An 18,543-nucleotide genomic window follows, 5' to 3' on the forward strand; every position below is an offset into this window, starting at 1 on the left:
CTTTTTTCGGAGAAAGAAACTGATTGGTGCATCAAACAAGAATATTATTCTTCAATCTTCCAGTCGCCTATGGTTCTTGTAGCACTGTCAAAGTTGACACCGATTTTAATTACTTTCAAACTCCCAGCCTGATAAGGAATGGCATACCCCTTACTGTTAATCTGTGCCAACGCCTCTTCTGGTGTCCCGTCCACCTTGAATTCAAAGACGTAAATGGCATCTTGCATCTTGACGACTGCATCGGCTCTACCGATAGCTGTGTCTACTTCCACATCTATATATTGCCCCATCAAGCGGAAAAACAGATAGAAGATAGTCTGATAATGTTTCTCTTCTTTATTGTTTAGTTTGTTAGGGATGGAAGCGAAGAAAGATTTCATCCTTTCCAGGCATTCGTTCAATTTCCCGGCACGTAAGTCTTTGATAAACGATATGACATAGAATGTATTTTCGCGTGCAGGCAAATGTACATAGGCAGGCATGAGAGATTCGATAAACCCTTTCCTTACCTCTTTGTTGGGATATCCCAATGTATAGGCTTGAAAATTCGGGTCGTAACCTTTTATGGTGAGATAACCGCTCTGGTAGAGCACCGGAAGCGGGTCGGTAATTCTATTACTGGGGGCGTCAAACTGTTCCGCTGTGGCAGTAGTGGCATCCAAATCGCGTATATCAAAGTCGCTTTCTTGCAGAAGGTCTATCAGGAATGTAGGGGTTCCGGTTGAGAACCAGAAATTCGCATATTTCTTTTGTGCAAATGCATTGATTAAACTAAAGGGGTTGTAAATATCTTCACTATTTTCACTAAAATGATAACCGTCATATTGTTGTTTTAAATGCGCGCAGGCTTCTTCATATGTTTCGCTGTTAGCCTGTGCTATCTGTTCGATATCAATTTGCATTTGAGAACGCAATTCTTCTTCTGTGATGCCGCAAATCGCACTATATTCATCCCACATACTGATATTTTGCAGATTATTCAGTTCGCTGAAAATACTCATCTGGCTGAATTTACTGATACCTGTTAAGAATAGGAAGCGTAAATATTGCCCTTGACTTTTGAGAGGGCTGAAAAAGTCCCGCATAATATTCCGGATTTCCGATTGAACTTCTTCGTTATTGTTGCTGTCCAGCATCGGTGAATCGTATTCGTCAATCAATATCACAACCCGCTTTCCTGTCTGTTCATAAGCACGGCGGATGACGCCACCGAAGCGAAGACTGAATGTTCCTTCATCTTCAGATTTTCCATATACCTTTTCCCAAAGAGCCAATTGATAATGAAGATATGCACATAAACTGCTGGCAACTACATATTTGCTTATACTGAAATCTATATGCAACACCGGATACACTGTCCATTCCTTTTCCAGAGTTTCCATTGCCAGCCCGGTGAACAATTCTTTCTTTCCCTGAAAATATGCCTCGAGTGTGGATACCAACAGACTTTTTCCAAAACGTCGGGGGCGGCTCAGAAAATAAGTTGTATTGGTATTCGCCAATTTATAAACTAAGGGCGTTTTATCTACATATACGTAATTGTCAGTACGCAATTGTTCGAAATTTTGTATTCCTATCGGGTATCTTCTGAAATTCATTTCCATGATATACGGCTGTTTTGTAAATGAAATATAGACAAAGATAAGCATTAAATGAGAATATGAATATATCAGCCTGTATTTTCTTTTACATGGAATGGATTTATTCAGAAGTTCCTTTCCCGATTCCTTGTTCTTTGCTTTATAATATACCTCAAAAATAGCCGGGCATAGGATTGGAAAAGTAACTCCAAGAATCATTACCTCGGCAGTGCAAAAGTGAATAAAAGGATGAACCGTTGAAAATTCCTATCTTTTTCAGATAAAACTCTTATTTCTATCAAAAAAGTAATAATTTTGGCATGGATTTGTGGGTAGCCTAAATTACAATAGATAGAAATGTTAGATTTGAAACAACTTACAGCCGAAGTATGCCGCATTGCAACTGACGCCGGACATTTTTTGAGAGAAGAACGGAAGAACTTCCGCCGTGAACGTGTTGAAGAGAAGCATGCGCATGATTACGTGTCTTATGTAGACAAAGAATCCGAAGTGCGAGTGGTGAAGGCTCTTTCTGCCTTGCTTCCCGAAGCGGGATTTATAACTGAAGAAGGCTCTGCCACCTATCGGGATGAACCGTATTGCTGGGTGATTGACCCGTTGGATGGAACCACGAACTATATCCACGATGAGGCTCCCTACTGTGTATGTATTGCTTTGCGTAACCGCACCGAACTTCTTTTGGGTGTCGTTTATGAAGTTTGCCGGGATGAATGTTTTTATGCCTGGAAAGGTGGGAAAGCCTTTATGAATGGTGAACAAATTCATGTCTCTGCTATTCAGGATGCAAAAGATGCGTTCGTTATCACGGAATTGCCTTATAATCATCTGCAATATAAACAGACAGCTCTCCATCTGATAGATAAGTTGTATGGAGTGGTGGGCGGTATCCGTATGAATGGTTCAGCCGCTGCCGCAATCTGCTATGTAGCTATCGGACGTTTTGATGCCTGGGCGGAAGCCTTTCTAGGTAAATGGGATTATTCCGCGGCAGCTTTGATTGTGCAGGAAGCGGGCGGACGCGTAACCAATTTCTATGGTGAAGAGCATTTTATTGAAGGGCACCATATCATAGCTACGAACGGACACCTGCATCCTTTATTTCAGAAACTTTTGGCGGAAGTTCCCCCATTAGATATGTAGAAAAAATATCTCCTTATTAATTCCTTACTGTTATTATGAAACACACACTCCTTATAAAAGACTGGCTTGGTTCATTCTTATCCTTATTCTTTCCCCATTGCTGCATAGTTTGTGGCAGACCGTTGGCGAAAGGTGAAGAATGTCTTTGCACAATGTGCAATATCAATCTCCCACGCACAGATTACCATCTTCGAAAAGACAATCCCGTAGAGAAACAGTTTTGGGGAAAAATTCCCTTGGAACGAGCCACTTCTTTCTTCTTTTACCGGAAAGGAAGTGACTTCCGGCAAATTCTACACCAACTCAAATACGGCGGACAAAAAGGCATCGGGGCAATCATGGGGCGTTATATGGCAGCCGAATTGCTGGAGTCCGGTTTCTTTGAAGGGGTGGATGTAATACTTCCCGTGCCGTTGCACAAAAAGAAACAGCAGATTCGTGGTTATAATCAAAGCGAATGGATAGCCCGGGGGATTTCCGCTGTGACAGGAATTTCTATAGACACGGAATCTGTAGTGCGCCGAAAGAATACGGAGACACAGACACGTAAGTCCTCTCTGGAGCGTTGGGAGAATGTGGAAGGAATCTTTGAGTTGTATCATGCGGAATCTCTGACCGGAAAGCATGTTCTGATTGTAGATGATGTGTTGACTACCGGGGCCACTACCGTGGAATGTGCGTCTTGTCTGACTGCTATAGAAGGAATACGGATTAGCGTGCTGACGTTGGCGATGGCGGAATAATCTTGCCAAGTATAGATAAGATAGTATCTAAATAGGTTTAAAAAACAATGTATTTATGAATAACAAGATTGGTTACAGTAACGTCCCTAAAAGTTTCTTATATTGCAATCACGATAAATGTCCTCGTCGTGGCAAATGTCTTCGGTATCAGGTTGCGCTCGATATTTCACAAAAACTTCCTTACTATACGACAGTCAATCCGCAACATATAGCAGGGAATGAAAATAATTGTGACTTCTTTAAATTGAATGAGACTACACACTTTGCCGCCGGGATGAGTCATTTGCTGGATGACATTCCCCACGCTACGGCCATTGCTATACACAAAGAAATATATTCATTGATGGGACGCAGTATGTATTATCGTATCCTTAATAAAGAACGGCTGTTGCATCCGGTTGAACAGGAGCAAATAGCCGCTATTTTCTGCAAACACGGAATTAAGTCCAAGCCTGTATTTGATGATTATATAGACAAATATGATTGGTAGATAAGTGCGGAAAATACTCATGGTGATGAGAATTAATTCTCATCACCATGGGAATATTTTCTCATAGCGATGAGTATTTTTTCTCATCGTGGTGAGAAACTTTTCTCATAGTTTTGAAAAAAGTTTGAGAAAATAAGGGCAGGGCTAATGTCTTGTAATCAGTGTATTAGTTATTCAATCTTCCAGTCTCCTATGGTTCTTGTCGCACTGTCAAAGTTGACACCGATTTTAATTACTTTCAAACTCCCTGCCTGATAAGGAATGGCATAACCCTTACTGTTAATCTGTGCTAATGCCTCTTCCGGTGTGCCATCCACTTTGAATTCAAATACGTAAACGGCATCTTGCATTTTCACAACTGCATCCGCTCTTCCGATGGCCGTATCTACTTCCACATCTATATATTGCCCCATCAGACGGAAAAACAGATAGAAGATAGTCTGATAATGTTTTTCTTCTTTATTGTTTAGTTTATTGGGGATAGAAGCGAAGAAAGATTTCATTCTTTCCAGACATTCATTCAATTTCCCGACACGTAAGTCTTTGATGAACGATATTACATAAAATGTGTTCTCGCGTGCAGGCAAATGTACATAGGCAGGCATGAGAGACTCTATAAAACCTTTTCTCACCTCTTTGTTGGGATACCCCAATGTATAGGATTCAAAATCCGGATCGTAGCCTTTTATAGTAAGATAACCGCTTTGATAGAGTACCGGAAGCGGGTCGGTAATTCTATTACTGGGGGCGTCGAACTGTTCCGCTGTGGCAGTAGTGGCATCCAAATTCCGGATATCGAAGTCGCTTTCTTGCAGAAGGTCTATTAAGAAAGTAGGAGTGCCGGTAGAAAACCAGAAATTCGCATATTTCTTTTGTGCAAATGCATTGATTAAACTAAAGGGATTGTAAATATCTTCACTATTTTCACTGAAATGATAACCATCATATTGCAGTTTTAAATGTGCGCAAGCTTCTTCATACGTTTCGTTGTTGGCTTGAGCCATCTGTTCGATATCAAATTGCAATTGGGAGCGCAACTCTTCTTCTGTGATGCCGCAAATCGCACTGAAATCATCTCGCATACTGATATTTTGCAGATTATTCAGTTCGCTGAAAATACTCATTTGGCTGAATTTGCTGATGCCTGTCAGGAACAACAGACGGAGATATTGCCCGGCTCCCTTGAGAGGACTGAAAAAATCCCGCATTATATTGCGGATTTCCGCTTGAACTTCTTCATTATTGTTGCTGTCCAGCATCGGCGAATCGTATTCGTCTATCAATATAACTACTTGCTTTCCCGTCTGCTCATAAGCGCGGCGGATAATCCCTTCAAAGCGTAAACTGAAAGTCGTATCTCCTTCTTCCCGACTGTATAATTTCTCCCAAAGGAGTAATTGGCGGTTAATTACAGCAGTCAGCATATCGGAAGTAGTATATTTGCTTATACTGAAATCTATATGCAGCACCGGATACACTGTCCATTCCTTCTCCAGAGTTTCCATTGCCAGTCCGTTGAATAATTCTTTCTTTCCTTGGAAATAAGCTTCGAGTGTGGATACCAGCAAACTTTTCCCAAAACGTCGGGGACGGCTCAGAAAATAAGTTGTATTGGTGTTCGCCAATTTATAAACTAGGGACGTCTTATCCACATATACGTAATTTCCATTGCGCAACTGTTCGAAATTCTGTATTCCTATCGGGTATCTTCTGAAATTCATTTCCATGATATACGGCTGTTTTGTAAATGAAATATAGACAAAGATAAGCATTAAATGAGAATCTGAATATATCAGCTTGTATTTTCTTGCAACGAATACGATTGATACCAAATAAAAAAGCCACCCTCTTAGGTGGCTTCTTTTTTTGCTCTTCCTCTTGGACTTGAACCAAGGACCCTCTGATTAACAGTCAGATGCTCTAACCGACTGAGCTAAGGAAGAATGTTTGCAACTGAGATTTTGAACTTTGCTCTTCCTCTTGGACTTGAACCAAGGACCCTCTGATTAACAGTCAGATGCTCTAACCGACTGAGCTAAGGAAGAATGTTTTTCTCAATTGCGATGCAAAAGTAGTAGGTTTTTTTGAAATATGCAATATCTTTGCAAAAAAAATATTTGAAATGGACAAAATAATAGGATTGGGCAACGCCCTGGTAGACGTACTCGCAACCCTGAAGGATGATACTCTTTTGGATGAAATGGGTTTACCCAAAGGAAGCATGCAGCTCATCGATGACGCTAAGCTACAACAGATTAACGCAAAATTTTCACAGATGAAAACCCATTTGGCAACAGGCGGATCGGCAGGAAATGCCATCCTCGGACTGGCTTGTTTGGGTGCCGGAACAGGATTTATCGGAAAAGTGGGAAATGATAATTATGGAGAATTTTTTCGTGAAAATCTGCAGAAAAATAAGATTGAAGACAAATTATTACTCTCGGAACAGTTGCCTTCCGGAGTTGCGTCCACTTTTATTTCGCCGGACGGGGAACGTACTTTCGGAACTTATCTGGGCGCGGCCGCTTCTTTGAAAGCGGAAGACCTGACTCTCGAGATGTTTAAAGGGTATGCATACCTGTTTATAGAAGGATACTTGGTTCAAGACCACGAAATGATTCTTCATGCCATTGAATTGGCGAAAGAAGCGGGTTTGCAGATCTGCCTTGACATGGCAAGCTATAATATTGTGGCGAATGATCTGGAATTTTTCTCCTTATTAATAAATAAGTATGTAGATATTGTTTTTGCGAATGAGGAAGAGGCGAAAGCGTTTACAGGCAAGGAACCGGAAGAGGCTTTGGGAATCATTGCCAAGAAATGCAGCATTGCTATCGTAAAGGTGGGCGCAAGCGGCTCTTATATTCGCAAGGGTACGGAAGAAATTAAAGTTTCCGCTATCCCGGTTAGGAAAGTGGTGGATACCACCGGTGCGGGTGACTATTTTGCTTCCGGTTTTTTATATGGTTTGACGTGTGGATATTCGCTGGAGAAGTGTGCTAAAATAGGTTCTATTCTCTCGGGAAATGTTATCCAGGTAATCGGAACAACAATGCCGGAGGAATGTTGGGATGAAATTAAGTTAAATATTAACAGGATTCTGGCGGAATAACCAGGGATTGAGTTACTTTTACAACTCATTTATAGGAAAAGAAGTATGAAAAAATTGCTGAATGGGCGGGTAGCTCTTGTTGTAGTGGCTGTTGCGGCTATCGTAGCTTTCTTTAGTTTCAAGAGTGGCGACGACCGCAATTTCCAGATTGCCAAAAATCTGGATATATTCAATGCGATGGTGAAGGAACTGGATATGTTCTACGTAGACACGATCGACCCGAACAAGACAATCCGGGAAGGCATTGACAATATGCTTTATTCGCTGGACCCTTATACTGAATATTATCCGGAAGAAGACCAGAGTGAGTTGGAACAGATGGTGAAAGGTAGCTTTGGCGGAATTGGTTCCCTTATTACTTATAATACAAAGCTGAAACGCTCCATGATTGCCGAACCGTTTGAAGGGACGCCGGCAGCGAAGGCTGGATTGAAAGCCGGGGATGTTTTGATGGAGATTGACGGTGTGGACCTTGCTGGTAAGAATAATGGGGAAGTCAGCCAAATGTTGCGCGGACAGGCAGGTACGAGTTTTAAACTGAAAGTTGAACGTCCGAATGCTAAAGGCGAGCGTACGCCGATAGAATTCACGATTGTACGTGAATCTATCCAGACGCCTGCGATTCCTTATGCTGATGTATTGGATAATCATGTAGGGTATATTAATCTAAGTACTTTCTCCGGCAATCCCTCGAAAGATTTCAAGAAGGCATTTCTTGATTTGAAGAAAAAGGGAGCTACTTCATTAGTAATCGACCTTCGGAATAATGGTGGTGGTTTACTGGATGAGGCTGTGGAAATAGCCAACTATTTCCTGCCACGCGGAAAAGTGATTGTTACGACAAAAGGTAAAATCAAACAGGCTAGTAATACTTATAAGACTTTACGTGAACCGTTGGATTTGGATATTCCGATTGCCGTGTTGGTAAATAGCGGTACGGCTTCCGCTTCCGAAATTCTGTCGGGTTCTTTGCAGGATCTTGACCGTGCAGTGATTGTCGGCAACCGTACTTTTGGAAAAGGATTGGTACAGGTCCCCCGTTCCTTGCCTTATGGCGGAATGATGAAGGTGACTACTTCCAAATATTACATTCCGAGCGGACGTTGCGTGCAGGCTATCGACTATAAGCATCGCAATGAAGACGGAAGTGTAGGCGCTATTCCGGACAGCTTGACCAAGGTGTTCCATACAGCGGCAGGGCGTGAAGTGCGCGATGGCGGTGGTGTGATGCCGGATGTTATTGTCAAGCAGGAAAAGTTGCCGAACATTTTGTTCTATTTGGTACGTGACAACCTGATTTTCGATTATGCCACTCAATATTGCCTGAATCATCCTACCATCGTGGCTCCTGAGAAGTTTGAAGTAACGGACGCAGATTATAATGCTTTTAAAGCATTGGTGAAGAAAGCCGACTTCAAATACGACCAGCAGAGCGAGAAGATTCTGAAAACCTTGAAGGAAGCTGCTGAATTTGAAGGCTATATGAAAGACGCTTCCGAAGAGTTCAAGGCACTCGAGAAGAAACTGAATCATGACTTGGATCGCGACTTGGATTATTTCTCCGGGGATATAAAGAAAATGATTGCTTCTGAGATTATCAGACGTTACTACTATCAACGTGGCAATATCATACAGCAGTTGAAGGATGACGATGGACTGAAAGAAGCGGTGAAGATTCTGAATGATCCGGCAAAATATAAAGAAATGCTGAGTACGCCGGTTGCAAAGAAATGATAGTGCATAGATAAAATTAACGGTGGATGGCTATATGGTAAAAGCTATCCACCGTTTGTCTTTTCTATAATCTCGGCGTATTGGCTTTTATCCTCTGCTGATTCCGCATAAATGAGTAATTTGGAGAGCCCGACTATCTTCTTTTCTAATTGTTCTATTTTTTTTAATAATTCTTCTCTTGTTTTGTTGTCGTAGTTTCGCATAGAGGGTTTACTACTATTTACTAAATGTTGTATAAACTGTTTTATCTGTTGTAAATATAATACATAATTTTGACAAACGGGATGACCTTCCTAGTTATTATAATATAAAAAAAACGGATAGCTTTTGCCCTACTAATCAGAATGTTCTATCTTTGTACCAATTATATATTAAATGATTTACAATATGTCTACAGAATTATTCTCTACTCTGCCTTATAAAGTGGCAGATATTACGCTTGCTGATTTTGGACGCAAGGAAATCGATTTGGCAGAAAAAGAAATGCCCGGCCTGATGGCTCTTCGCGAAAAGTATGGAGAATCCAAACCGTTAAAAGGCGCCCGTATCATGGGCTCGTTGCACATGACTATTCAGACAGCCGTGTTGATTGAAACACTGGTAGCCCTGGGAGCTGAAGTACGTTGGTGCTCTTGTAATATATATTCAACGCAAGACCATGCTGCTGCGGCTATTGCTGCTTCAGGCGTGCCTGTGTTTGCCTGGAAGGGTGAGACACTTGCCGATTACTGGTGGTGCACTTTGCAGGCATTGAGCTTTGCTGATGGTAAAGGACCGAATGTGATTGTGGACGACGGTGGTGACGCTACGATGATGATTCACGTAGGTTATGATGCGGAGAATAATGCGGCAGTATTGGACAAAGAAGTACATGCCGAGGACGAAATAGAATTGAATGCCATCCTGAAGAAGGTGCTGGCGGAAGATAAAACACGTTGGCATCGTGTAGCTGAAGAAATGCGTGGTGTGTCCGAAGAGACGACAACAGGCGTACACCGTCTGTATCAGATGCAGGAAGAAGGCAAACTGCTGTTCCCGGCATTTAATGTGAACGACTCGGTAACAAAATCTAAGTTCGACAACTTGTATGGCTGCCGTGAATCGTTGGCTGACGGCATTAAGCGCGCAACAGACGTAATGATTGCCGGAAAAGTCGTTGTGGTATGTGGCTATGGCGATGTGGGTAAAGGTTGTTCCCATTCCATGCGTTCTTATGGAGCACGTGTACTGGTGACGGAGGTTGACCCGATTTGCGCTTTACAGGCTGCTATGGAAGGTTTTGAAGTGGTGACGATGGAAGATGCTTGCACTGAAGGCAACATTTTCGTGACTACTACCGGTAATATTGATATTATCCGTATCGACCATATGGAGAAAATGAAAGACCAGGTTATCGTCTGCAATATCGGTCACTTCGATAATGAAATCCAGGTGGATGCCTTGAAGCGTTATCCGGGCATCAAATGTGTGAACATCAAGCCGCAGGTAGATCGCTATTATTTCCCTGACGGGCATAGTATCATTCTGCTTGCCGACGGTCGTCTTGTGAACCTCGGCTGTGCGACGGGGCACCCGTCATTCGTGATGAGTAACTCATTTACGAACCAGACATTGGCTCAGATCGAGTTGTTCAACAAGAAATATGAAGTCGATGTATATCGTCTGCCGAAGCACCTGGACGAAGAAGTGGCCCGCCTGCATCTTGAAAAGATAGGTGTAAAGCTGACAAAACTGACTCCTGAACAGGCTGCTTATATAGGTGTATCTGTAGACGGACCTTATAAGGCCGACCATTATAGATATTAATTAAATTGAGAATTGAAAATTGAGAGTTGAGAATTAGCCGCGCGGTTTGAAGTGTGATGGTTCTCAATTTCCAGTTATCAATTCTCAATTCTCAATTCTTAATTATATGAAGAAACTCCTTCCCGACTTAATCGCCATCCTGGCTTTTATAATTCTTTCTTTTGCTTATTTCTTTCCGGCTGACATTGAGGGCCGTATTTTGTTCCAGCATGATTCTGTAGCCGGAGTAGGTGCCGGACAGGAATCGAAAGAGTATCAAGACCGTACCGGAGAGCGCACACGCTGGACGAATGCTATCTTTGGCGGTATGCCTACCTATCAGATGGCTCCGAGTTACAACTCGACGAAAGCGCTGAGCTGGATCGAAAAAGTGTATCGGCTTTACTTGCCTGACTATGTGGTGCTGACCTTTATCATGATGTTCGGATTCTATATTCTCTTGCGGGCGTTCGGCATTTCGGCATGGCTTGCCGGATTAGGCGGAATTATATGGGCTTTCTCTTCCTATTTCTTTATCCTTATACCGGCGGGGCATATCTGGAAATTTGTGACATTGGCTTATATTCCGCCTACGATTGCGGGTGTTGTCCTGGCATATCGGAAGAAATACCTGTTGGGTGGAATTGTCACAGCTTTGTTCATCGCTCTTCAGATTCAGTCCAACCACATACAGATGAGCTATTACTTCATGTTTGTTATCCTGTTTATTGTAGGGGCTTATTTTGAAGATGCTTATAAGAAGAAGGAATTGCCGCATTTCTTCAAAGCCAGCGCGGTTTTGGCATTGGCTGCCGTGGTGGGAGTGTGCATCAATATTTCCAACCTGTACCATACGTATGAGTATAGCAAAGAGACAATGCGCGGCAAAAGCGAGTTAAAACAGGAAGGGCCTGCTGCCAGTCAGACAAGTGGCGGGTTGGACCGTGATTATATTACGAACTGGAGTTACGGAATTGGCGAAACATTGACTTTACTGGTTCCGAATGTAAAAGGCGGGGCATCATCGGCTACTTTGTCGCAGAGCGAAGCCGCTATGGCAAAGGCGAACCCGATGTATGGCAATATCTATTCGCAGTTTCCGCAGTATTTTGGTGACCAGCCGTGGACTGCCGGCCCCGTATATGTAGGGGCATTTGTCATGTTCCTGTTTATTTTGGGCTGCTTTGTGGTAAAAGGACCGCTCAAATGGGCGTTGTTGGGAGCCACTATTTTCTCTATCCTGCTTTCTTGGGGAAAGAACTTCATGGGGCTGACGGATTTCTTCATAGATTATATTCCGATGTATAATAAGTTTCGTGCCGTATCTTCCATTCTGGTGATTGCCGAATTTACTATTCCTTTATTGGCTATTTTTGCTTTGAAGGAGATATTCTGTAAACCGGAAATCTTGAAATTGAAAGAGAACCGTACGGGGGTAATTGTGACTTTGGTGCTTACAGCCGGTGTTGCATTGCTTTTGGCTGTTGCTCCGGGTGCTTTCTTCTCCGGTTTCGTTACGGCACAAGAGATGGCTGCTTTGCAGCAAGGGCTTCCGGCAGAGCATCTTGCCCCAGTTGTAACAAACCTGACGGAGATGCGTGAAGCAATCATTGCTTCGGACGCATGGCGCAGTTTCTTCATTATCATTGTAGGATGTTTCCTTTTGTTCCTGTATCAACAGAAGAAGTTGAAAGCAACTTTTGCTTTGGCAGGTATTGCGCTTCTATGTTTGGCAGATATGTGGACTGTCAATAAGCGTTATTTGCATGACGACCTGTTTGTTCCGAAGTCTCAAAAGGCAGAGGCATTCGTTAAAACCCAGGCGGATGAAATAATCCTTCAGGATACTACGTTGGACTACCGTGTGCTGAACTTCGTAGGTTTCCCAAATAATACATTTAATGAAAACAATACGTCATACTGGCATAAAAGTGTCGGTGGCTATCATGCTGCCAAGCTGCGCCGTTATCAGGAGATGATCGACCATCATATCGCTCCTGAGATGCAAGCTACTTATCAGGCTGTGGCTACTGCCGGGGGGGAGATGGACAGCGTGGACGCTTCCAAATTCCGTGTACTGAATATGCTGAACACGAAATACTTTATCTTCCCTGCCGGAGAACAAGGACAACCTGTTCCTGTTCAAAATCCGTATGCTTACGGTAATGCCTGGTTTGTAGATAAGGTGCAATACGTGAATAATGCGAATGAGGAAATTGATGCCTTGAATGATATCCTTCCGACAGAAACTGCCATAGTGGATGCGAAATTCAAGGAACAACTGAAAGGTGTGACGGAAGGTTATAAAGACTCTCTGTCTACTATCCGTTTGGTTAGCTATGAACCGAACCGTTTGATTTATAAGACCTCTTCACCTAAGGACGGAGTAGTGGTGTTTTCCGAAATATACTATCCGGGATGGCAGGCGACAATCGACGGGCAGCCGGCAGACATTGCCCGTGCAGACTATATCTTGCGTGCGATGAATGTGCCTGGCGGTGAACATACCATTGAAATGTGGTTTGATCCGCGGAGTATCCATGTCACCGAAAGCATTGCTTACGCGGCATTGGCCCTATTGCTGATCGGAATCATGGTTCTGGTGTGGATGGAACGGCGCAAGATAGCTAAAAGACCCGAAATGAAATAAGTAGGACTACTCCTAAATATTATAGGTGGTTCTCTCAAATAAGGACGGCTCTCTTCTTCACGAAGAGGGCCGTTTTGTTGTTTCCTTACTCCTGTAGCTAAAATTGTTTTATTGAAAAAGGAAAATATGAATATAAAGAGTCGGATTATGGGTAGCCTTCATATGCCGTAACCCGCTAAATTTGTAGCCAATTATAGAACGCATATTATGAAAAGACTACTGTTCATTTTTACCTTTTTTGGTTTCTTCTTCGTAAATGGGAGAACACAAGAAGTAGAAACCCTGACATTGGAAGACTGTCTTCGGATAGGTATAGATAACAACCTGTCGTTGGAAAGCAAACGCAAAGAAATACAGAAAAGCAAATATGGCGTGTCTGAGAATCGGGCAAGATTGTTACCTCAGATTAATGCCGCCGCCGGCTACAATAATAATTTTGATCCGCCGGTATCTGTAACGGACGGCTCCTCTTATGGTGTTCCCTATAATATAACCCGGACGTTGCAACATTCCGCCAATGCTGGACTGGAAATGCAAATGCCGCTTTTCAACCAGACTCTTTATACTTCCATGTCTATTGCTAAAATCATGGAAGAAATCAGTCGTTTGTCTTATGGTAAAGCGAGGGAGGATATTATTCTTCAAATCAGCAAGATGTATTATCTCGGGCAAGTCACAGCAGAGCAGATAGCATTGATAAAGGCGAATATTGTCCGTCTGGAAGAATTGCGGGACATTACCCGGGCTTTCTTTGATAACGGAATGTCTATGGAAGTGGATTTGAAAAGGGTAAATATCAATCTCGAAAACCTGAAGGTGCAATATGACAATGCGCGGGCGATGATGAAGCAGCAACTCAATATGCTGAAGTATATAATGGATTATCCTGCCGAAAAGGAATTTGCATTGACACCGGTGAATACCGACAGTATTACTACGGTGGCTCTGACCGGCTTGTCGGAAAATCTCTACGAACTGCAACTTACACAGTCGCAGGTAGAATTGGCGGAGCGGCAAAAGCGGATGGTCAGCAACGGATATATCCCTTCTCTTAGTCTGACGGGCAGTTGGAGGTATGCCGCTTACACTGATAAAGGCTACCATTGGTTCCATTCCGGGCCGTCCAACCACTGGTTTCGCTCCTACGGGCTGGGACTGACCTTGCGTGTCCCGATTTTCGACGGACTGGATAAGACTTATAAAATAAGGAAAGCAAAAATTGACATTGAGAACCGCAGGTTGGCATGGGAGGATGCCCGGAAGAACCTACAAACCCAATATTTGAATGCGGTAAACGACTTGATGAATAACCAGCGCAATTTTAAAAAGCAGAAAGACAACTATTTGCTGGCCGAGGATGTGTATGCCGTCACGTCCGACCGCTATCGGGAGGGGATTGCTTCAATGACCGAAGTGTTGCAGGATGAAATGCAGATGAGCGAAGCACAGAACAACTATATCAGCGCGCATTATAATTATAGGGTCACTAACTTGATGTTGCTCAAACTGACCGGACAGATAGAATCGTTAGTCAAATAATACACAATTAATAATCGAATCATATAATATGGAAACAATGGAAAATAATATTCCTTCTGCTACTCATCAGGAGAAAGTGAAGAAGATGAAAAAACTTCGCCGTTGGCAGATTGCAGTCAGCTTTTTAGGAGTGGCTATTATTGTGTGGGGAGTTGTTGAGGTGGTCTGTCTTTTTCTGAATTATAGTCAGACAGAAACCAGTAACGACGCGCAGATAGAGCAATATGTATCACCTATCAACCTGCGTGCCTCGGGATATATTGATAAGATTTATTTTACCGAACATCAGGAAGTGCATAAGGGGGATACCTTGATGGTACTTGACGACCGTGAATATAAGATTAGGGTAATGGAAGCCGAAGCTGCATTGAAAGATGCGCAAGCTGGTGCTACGGTTATCAATGCTACATTGAACACCACGCAGACGACCGCATCTGTTTACGATGCCTCTATTGCCGAGATTGAAGTACGTTTGGCTAAACTGGAGAAAGACCGGAAACGGTATGAAAATCTGGTGAAGCGGAATGCTGCCACTCCTATCCAGCTTGAACAGATTGTGACGGATTATGAAGCTACACGCAAGAAGTTGGAAGCAGTGAAAAGACAGAAAAAAGCCGCTCTCTCCGGCGTGGATGAAGTATCATACCGGCGTGTGAGTACGGAAGCTGCCATTCAGCGGGCAACGGCGGCACTCGAGATGGCACGCCTGAACCTTTCTTATACAGTTGTGATAGCTCCTTGTGACGGTAAGCTCGGTCGTCGTTCATTGGAAGAAGGGCAGTTCATATCGGCAGGGCAGACGATTACGTATATTCTTCCTAATACTCAAAAATGGATTGTTGCCAATTATAAGGAGACACAGATTGAGAATCTGCATATCGGACAAGAAGTATCTGTTACCGTTGACGCTATTAGTGATAAAGAGTTTACGGGAAAGGTGACGTCTATTTCGGGAGCAACGGGCTCCAAATATTCATTGGTTCCGACGGATAACTCGGCAGGAAACTTTGTGAAGATACAACAGCGGATTCCTGTGCGTATCGATTTTACCGATTTATCCAAAGAAGACAACGAACGGCTTGCGGCAGGCATGATGGTGGTGGTTAAAGCCCGGCTTTAGTGCAACTTTCTTTTTCTGCCTTATCCGTGATATGTAATTAACCATTTGTAAACAGTAACTTGTATTTAAACAAATGCCCTCATATCCTAAAAATTATCCTTTTTATAACTGGATGCCCAAACCGCTGGGTATTATTATCCTCTTATTCTTCTTTCTGCCGATTCTTACGGTGGGTGGGGTATATTCGGTGAATAGTACAGAAATGATGAGCGGGCTCGGCATTATTTCCGAACACATTCAGTTTGCCAATTTCGTGACTTCTATCGGTATGGCGGCATTTGCTCCGTTCTTGTACGAACTGGTATGTGTGCGCCGGGAAAAGATGATGTGTATTGCCGGATTTGCGTTGATGTATGTATTCAGTTATATCTGTGCCAAGACCGACAGTGTTTTTCTGTTGGCGCTTTGTAGTCTGTTGACTGGCTTTTTGCGCATGGTATTGATGATGGTCAATTTGTTTACACTAATTTGGTATGCCGGTGGTATGGAAGCCAGCCGCAACATAACCCCCGGTTTGGAACCGAAGGACGCTGCCGGTTGGAATAAGCTAGACATCGAGAGATGTGTGAGCCAGCCGGCGGTTTATCTGTTTTTTATGATTCTGGGACAGTCGGGCACGGCACTTACCGCCTGGCTGTCCTTTGAATATGATTGGAAATATGTGTATTATTTTATGATGGGGATTCTGCTGGTTTCTATCTTAATCATATTTATCACTATGCCCAATTACAAATTCCCGGGGCGCTTTCCCATCAACTTCCGTAAGTTCGGCAATACCACTGCTTTTTGTATTTCACTTACGTGCCTCACTTATGTGCTGGTTTATGGCAAAGTGCTCGACTGGTACGATGACGAATCTATACGTTGGGCAACTGCTGCCTGTATTCTTTTTGCGGGGATTTTTCTCTATATGGATGTCACTCGCCGGTCGCCTTATGTTTTGCTGGATGCGTTCAAGCTGCGTACAATCCGTATGGGCGCTTTGCTTTATCTGTTGTTGATGATTATTAATTCCAGTGCCATGTTTGTCAATGTATTTGCGGGTGTCGGGATGCGTCTCGATAATTTGCAGAATGCTGCATTGGGTAACTGGTGTATGGTAGGTTATGCTATCGGTGCTGTGATGGCTATGGTGTTGGGCGGTAAGGGACTGCACTTTAAGTATCTTTTTGCCCTTGGATTTTTCTTTTTGTCCTTGTCGGCAGTATTCATGTATTTTGAAGTACAGACAGCCGGTATGTACGAACGTTTGAAGTATGCAGTGATTATTCGTGCCACCGGCATGATGATTTTGTATGCTCTGACAGCAGCTTATGCCAATCAGCGAATGCCTTTCAAATACCTTTCCACTTGGATTTGCATCATGCTTACCGTGCGTATGGTGCTAGGGCCCGGCATCGGGGGAGCAATTTACTCGAATGTGCTGCAGGAACGGCAGCAACATTATGTCACCCGTTATGCGCAGAATGTCGATTTACTGAATCCTGATGCTTCCGCTTCCTTCCTCGGTACGGTGCAAGGAATGAAATATCAGGGAAAAAGCGAAACGGAAGCCCGCAATATGGCTGCTATATCTACCAAAGGGCGGATTCAGGTACAAGCTACACTCTCGGCTCTCAAGGAAATGGCGGGCTGGACATTGTATGGCGGGTTAATTTGTATGATATTTGTGCTTGTTGTTCCTTATCCTAAACGAAAATTAGTAACTTAGCATCGTTTTAGATAATGATTTGTTAATATATTTGCATGATGGATACCCAACAAGACCGTTTATTACAATTTGATCGTGATTTGTTGAGCGGAAAAAATATATGTAGTTCGCAAGGCATATTTATAACTTTCCCCTCTTCTCTGAAAAGTCTTTTCCAGATGAAAGGACTGGGTGTGATAATATGTCATCGGGGTAACTTTCAGTTTTCTCTTAATCAGAAAATTCATTCCGCTAAAGCGGGTGAGAGCCTGTTTATTCCTGAGGAAGGCGAGTTTCTGGTGCTTCAGGAATCGGAAGATATGGAAGTGCAGATCCTGATTTATCAAATAGAGCCTATACGGGATATTATGGGCAATGCAGTGGTGACCATGTATATGTATTCACGGATTACTCCCGAAGAACCTTGTTGCGTTTGGACCACCGGTGAGGAAGGGGAGATTACAAAATATATGTCCTTATTGGACAGCGCTTTGCAGATAGAAGACAATTCGTTTAAACTTTATGAGCAGAAATTGCTCCTGCTTGCATTGACCTACAGGGTTTGTTCTATTTATAACCGTAAACTAGTTAATGACGGGGAGGAGATAGGGGGACGTAAGAATGAGGTCTTTATCCGTTTGATTCAGTTGATTGAGAAACATTATATGCAGGAACGGGGAGTGGAATTTTACGCGGATAAACTCTGTTTGTCTCCGAAATACCTTTCTGCAGTTTCCAAAAGCATTTGCGGATATACGGTACAGGAGCTCGTGTTTAAAGCGATTATCCGTAAGAGTATCTCGTTGCTGAAAAATACCCAACAGGATATCCAAGAGATTTCGAACGCTTTCGGCTTCCCCAATGCTTCTTGTTTCGGTACATTCTTTAAGAAGCAAGTGGGGATGTCGCCGCAGCAATATCGGAAGAGTCTTTAAAGAT

At 43.1% G+C, this 18,543-nt stretch carries 13 protein-coding genes and 2 tRNA genes; 11 read left to right on the plus strand and 4 right to left on the minus strand.

The annotated features are described in order from the left end of the window. Positions 1-44: 44 nt before the first annotated feature. Complete coding sequence (locus CLIN57ABFB40_RS17895) at positions 45-1,604, minus strand: ATP-binding protein (protein WP_136013609.1); 1,560 nt, start codon at positions 1,602-1,604, stop codon at positions 45-47. 333 nt (positions 1,605-1,937) lie between these two features. Here CLIN57ABFB40_RS17895 and CLIN57ABFB40_RS17900 point away from each other — a divergent pair, with 333 nt between their 5' ends. Genes CLIN57ABFB40_RS17900 through CLIN57ABFB40_RS17910 form a run of 3 tightly spaced genes read left to right on the plus strand, consistent with a single transcriptional unit; the run spans position 1,938 to position 3,974 of the window. Next, positions 1,938-2,741, plus strand: a complete 804-nt coding sequence (locus CLIN57ABFB40_RS17900) for an inositol monophosphatase family protein (RefSeq protein ID WP_167959996.1) — start codon at positions 1,938-1,940, stop codon at positions 2,739-2,741. Positions 2,742-2,776: 35 nt separating this feature from the next. Next, the gene (locus tag CLIN57ABFB40_RS17905) at positions 2,777-3,484 is read left to right on the plus strand and encodes a ComF family protein (RefSeq protein WP_175631351.1); all 708 of its coding nucleotides are present in this window, start codon (positions 2,777-2,779) and stop codon (positions 3,482-3,484) included. Between the two features lie 55 nt (positions 3,485-3,539). Next, entirely contained in the window at positions 3,540-3,974 is a 435-nt protein-coding gene (locus CLIN57ABFB40_RS17910; RefSeq protein ID WP_175631352.1) for a DUF6078 family protein, read from the plus strand. Positions 3,975-4,144: 170 nt separating this feature from the next. Here the strand turns inward: CLIN57ABFB40_RS17910 and CLIN57ABFB40_RS17915 are convergent, their stop codons facing one another. The 3 genes from CLIN57ABFB40_RS17915 to CLIN57ABFB40_RS17925 all read right to left on the minus strand — a co-directional run bounded on the left by CLIN57ABFB40_RS17915 (position 4,145) and on the right by CLIN57ABFB40_RS17925 (position 6,019). Further along, the gene (locus tag CLIN57ABFB40_RS17915; protein ID WP_175631353.1) at positions 4,145-5,701 is read right to left on the minus strand and encodes an ATP-binding protein; all 1,557 of its coding nucleotides are present in this window, start codon (positions 5,699-5,701) and stop codon (positions 4,145-4,147) included. A gap of 142 nt (positions 5,702-5,843) precedes the next feature. Then, positions 5,844-5,917 (minus strand) — tRNA-Asn (locus CLIN57ABFB40_RS17920). A gap of 28 nt (positions 5,918-5,945) precedes the next feature. Then, a tRNA-Asn gene (locus CLIN57ABFB40_RS17925) sits at positions 5,946-6,019 on the minus strand. A 77-nt stretch (positions 6,020-6,096) separates the two neighbouring features. On the opposite strand from CLIN57ABFB40_RS17925, the gene CLIN57ABFB40_RS17930 reads away from it, so the two are divergent. The 8 genes from CLIN57ABFB40_RS17930 (at position 6,097) to CLIN57ABFB40_RS17965 (ending at position 18,539) form a co-directional block, all read left to right on the plus strand. Beyond that, positions 6,097-7,086 (plus strand): adenosine kinase, encoded by a 990-nt coding sequence (locus CLIN57ABFB40_RS17930; protein ID WP_175631354.1) that lies wholly within the window; start codon positions 6,097-6,099, stop codon positions 7,084-7,086. A 45-nt stretch (positions 7,087-7,131) separates the two neighbouring features. After that, entirely contained in the window at positions 7,132-8,820 is a 1,689-nt protein-coding gene (locus CLIN57ABFB40_RS17935; protein WP_175631355.1) for a S41 family peptidase, read from the plus strand. A gap of 387 nt (positions 8,821-9,207) precedes the next feature. Further along, positions 9,208-10,626, plus strand: a complete 1,419-nt coding sequence (gene ahcY / locus CLIN57ABFB40_RS17940) for an adenosylhomocysteinase (protein ID WP_175631356.1) — start codon at positions 9,208-9,210, stop codon at positions 10,624-10,626. Between the two features lie 106 nt (positions 10,627-10,732). Further along, a complete protein-coding gene (locus tag CLIN57ABFB40_RS17945; RefSeq protein ID WP_175631357.1) occupies positions 10,733-13,255 on the plus strand; it encodes a YfhO family protein in 2,523 nt (840 codons plus the stop codon). 207 nt (positions 13,256-13,462) lie between these two features. Then, entirely contained in the window at positions 13,463-14,794 is a 1,332-nt protein-coding gene (locus CLIN57ABFB40_RS17950) for a TolC family protein (protein ID WP_175631358.1), read from the plus strand. Positions 14,795-14,822: 28 nt separating this feature from the next. Beyond that, on the plus strand, positions 14,823-15,914 hold the full coding sequence (locus tag CLIN57ABFB40_RS17955) for an HlyD family secretion protein (RefSeq protein ID WP_175631359.1): 1,092 nt from the start codon (positions 14,823-14,825) through the stop codon (positions 15,912-15,914). Positions 15,915-15,987: 73 nt separating this feature from the next. Then, positions 15,988-17,625 (plus strand): MFS transporter, encoded by a 1,638-nt coding sequence (locus CLIN57ABFB40_RS17960; RefSeq protein WP_175631360.1) that lies wholly within the window; start codon positions 15,988-15,990, stop codon positions 17,623-17,625. Positions 17,626-17,663: 38 nt separating this feature from the next. After that, positions 17,664-18,539, plus strand: a complete 876-nt coding sequence (locus tag CLIN57ABFB40_RS17965; protein ID WP_175631566.1) for a helix-turn-helix domain-containing protein — start codon at positions 17,664-17,666, stop codon at positions 18,537-18,539. Positions 18,540-18,543: the final 4 nt, after the last annotated feature.

The organism is Bacteroides acidifaciens (assembly GCF_903181435.1).
Lineage (GTDB): Bacteria > Bacteroidota > Bacteroidia > Bacteroidales > Bacteroidaceae > Bacteroides.

Excerpts from the sequence above, each read along its gene's own strand:
- CLIN57ABFB40_RS17895 (WP_136013609.1), bottom strand. The coding sequence starts at position 1,604 with ATGGAAATGAATTTCAGAAGATACCCGATAGGAATACAAAATTTCGAA.
- CLIN57ABFB40_RS17900 (WP_167959996.1), top strand. The coding sequence starts at position 1,938 with ATGTTAGATTTGAAACAACTTACAGCCGAAGTATGCCGCATTGCAACT.
- CLIN57ABFB40_RS17905 (WP_175631351.1), top strand. The coding sequence starts at position 2,777 with ATGAAACACACACTCCTTATAAAAGACTGGCTTGGTTCATTCTTATCC.
- CLIN57ABFB40_RS17910 (WP_175631352.1), top strand. The coding sequence starts at position 3,540 with ATGAATAACAAGATTGGTTACAGTAACGTCCCTAAAAGTTTCTTATAT.
- CLIN57ABFB40_RS17915 (WP_175631353.1), bottom strand. The coding sequence starts at position 5,701 with ATGGAAATGAATTTCAGAAGATACCCGATAGGAATACAGAATTTCGAA.
- CLIN57ABFB40_RS17930 (WP_175631354.1), top strand. The coding sequence starts at position 6,097 with ATGGACAAAATAATAGGATTGGGCAACGCCCTGGTAGACGTACTCGCA.
- CLIN57ABFB40_RS17935 (WP_175631355.1), top strand. The coding sequence starts at position 7,132 with ATGAAAAAATTGCTGAATGGGCGGGTAGCTCTTGTTGTAGTGGCTGTT.
- ahcY (WP_175631356.1), top strand. The coding sequence starts at position 9,208 with ATGTCTACAGAATTATTCTCTACTCTGCCTTATAAAGTGGCAGATATT.
- CLIN57ABFB40_RS17945 (WP_175631357.1), top strand. The coding sequence starts at position 10,733 with ATGAAGAAACTCCTTCCCGACTTAATCGCCATCCTGGCTTTTATAATT.
- CLIN57ABFB40_RS17950 (WP_175631358.1), top strand. The coding sequence starts at position 13,463 with ATGAAAAGACTACTGTTCATTTTTACCTTTTTTGGTTTCTTCTTCGTA.
- CLIN57ABFB40_RS17955 (WP_175631359.1), top strand. The coding sequence starts at position 14,823 with ATGGAAACAATGGAAAATAATATTCCTTCTGCTACTCATCAGGAGAAA.
- CLIN57ABFB40_RS17960 (WP_175631360.1), top strand. The coding sequence starts at position 15,988 with ATGCCCTCATATCCTAAAAATTATCCTTTTTATAACTGGATGCCCAAA.
- CLIN57ABFB40_RS17965 (WP_175631566.1), top strand. The coding sequence starts at position 17,664 with ATGGATACCCAACAAGACCGTTTATTACAATTTGATCGTGATTTGTTG.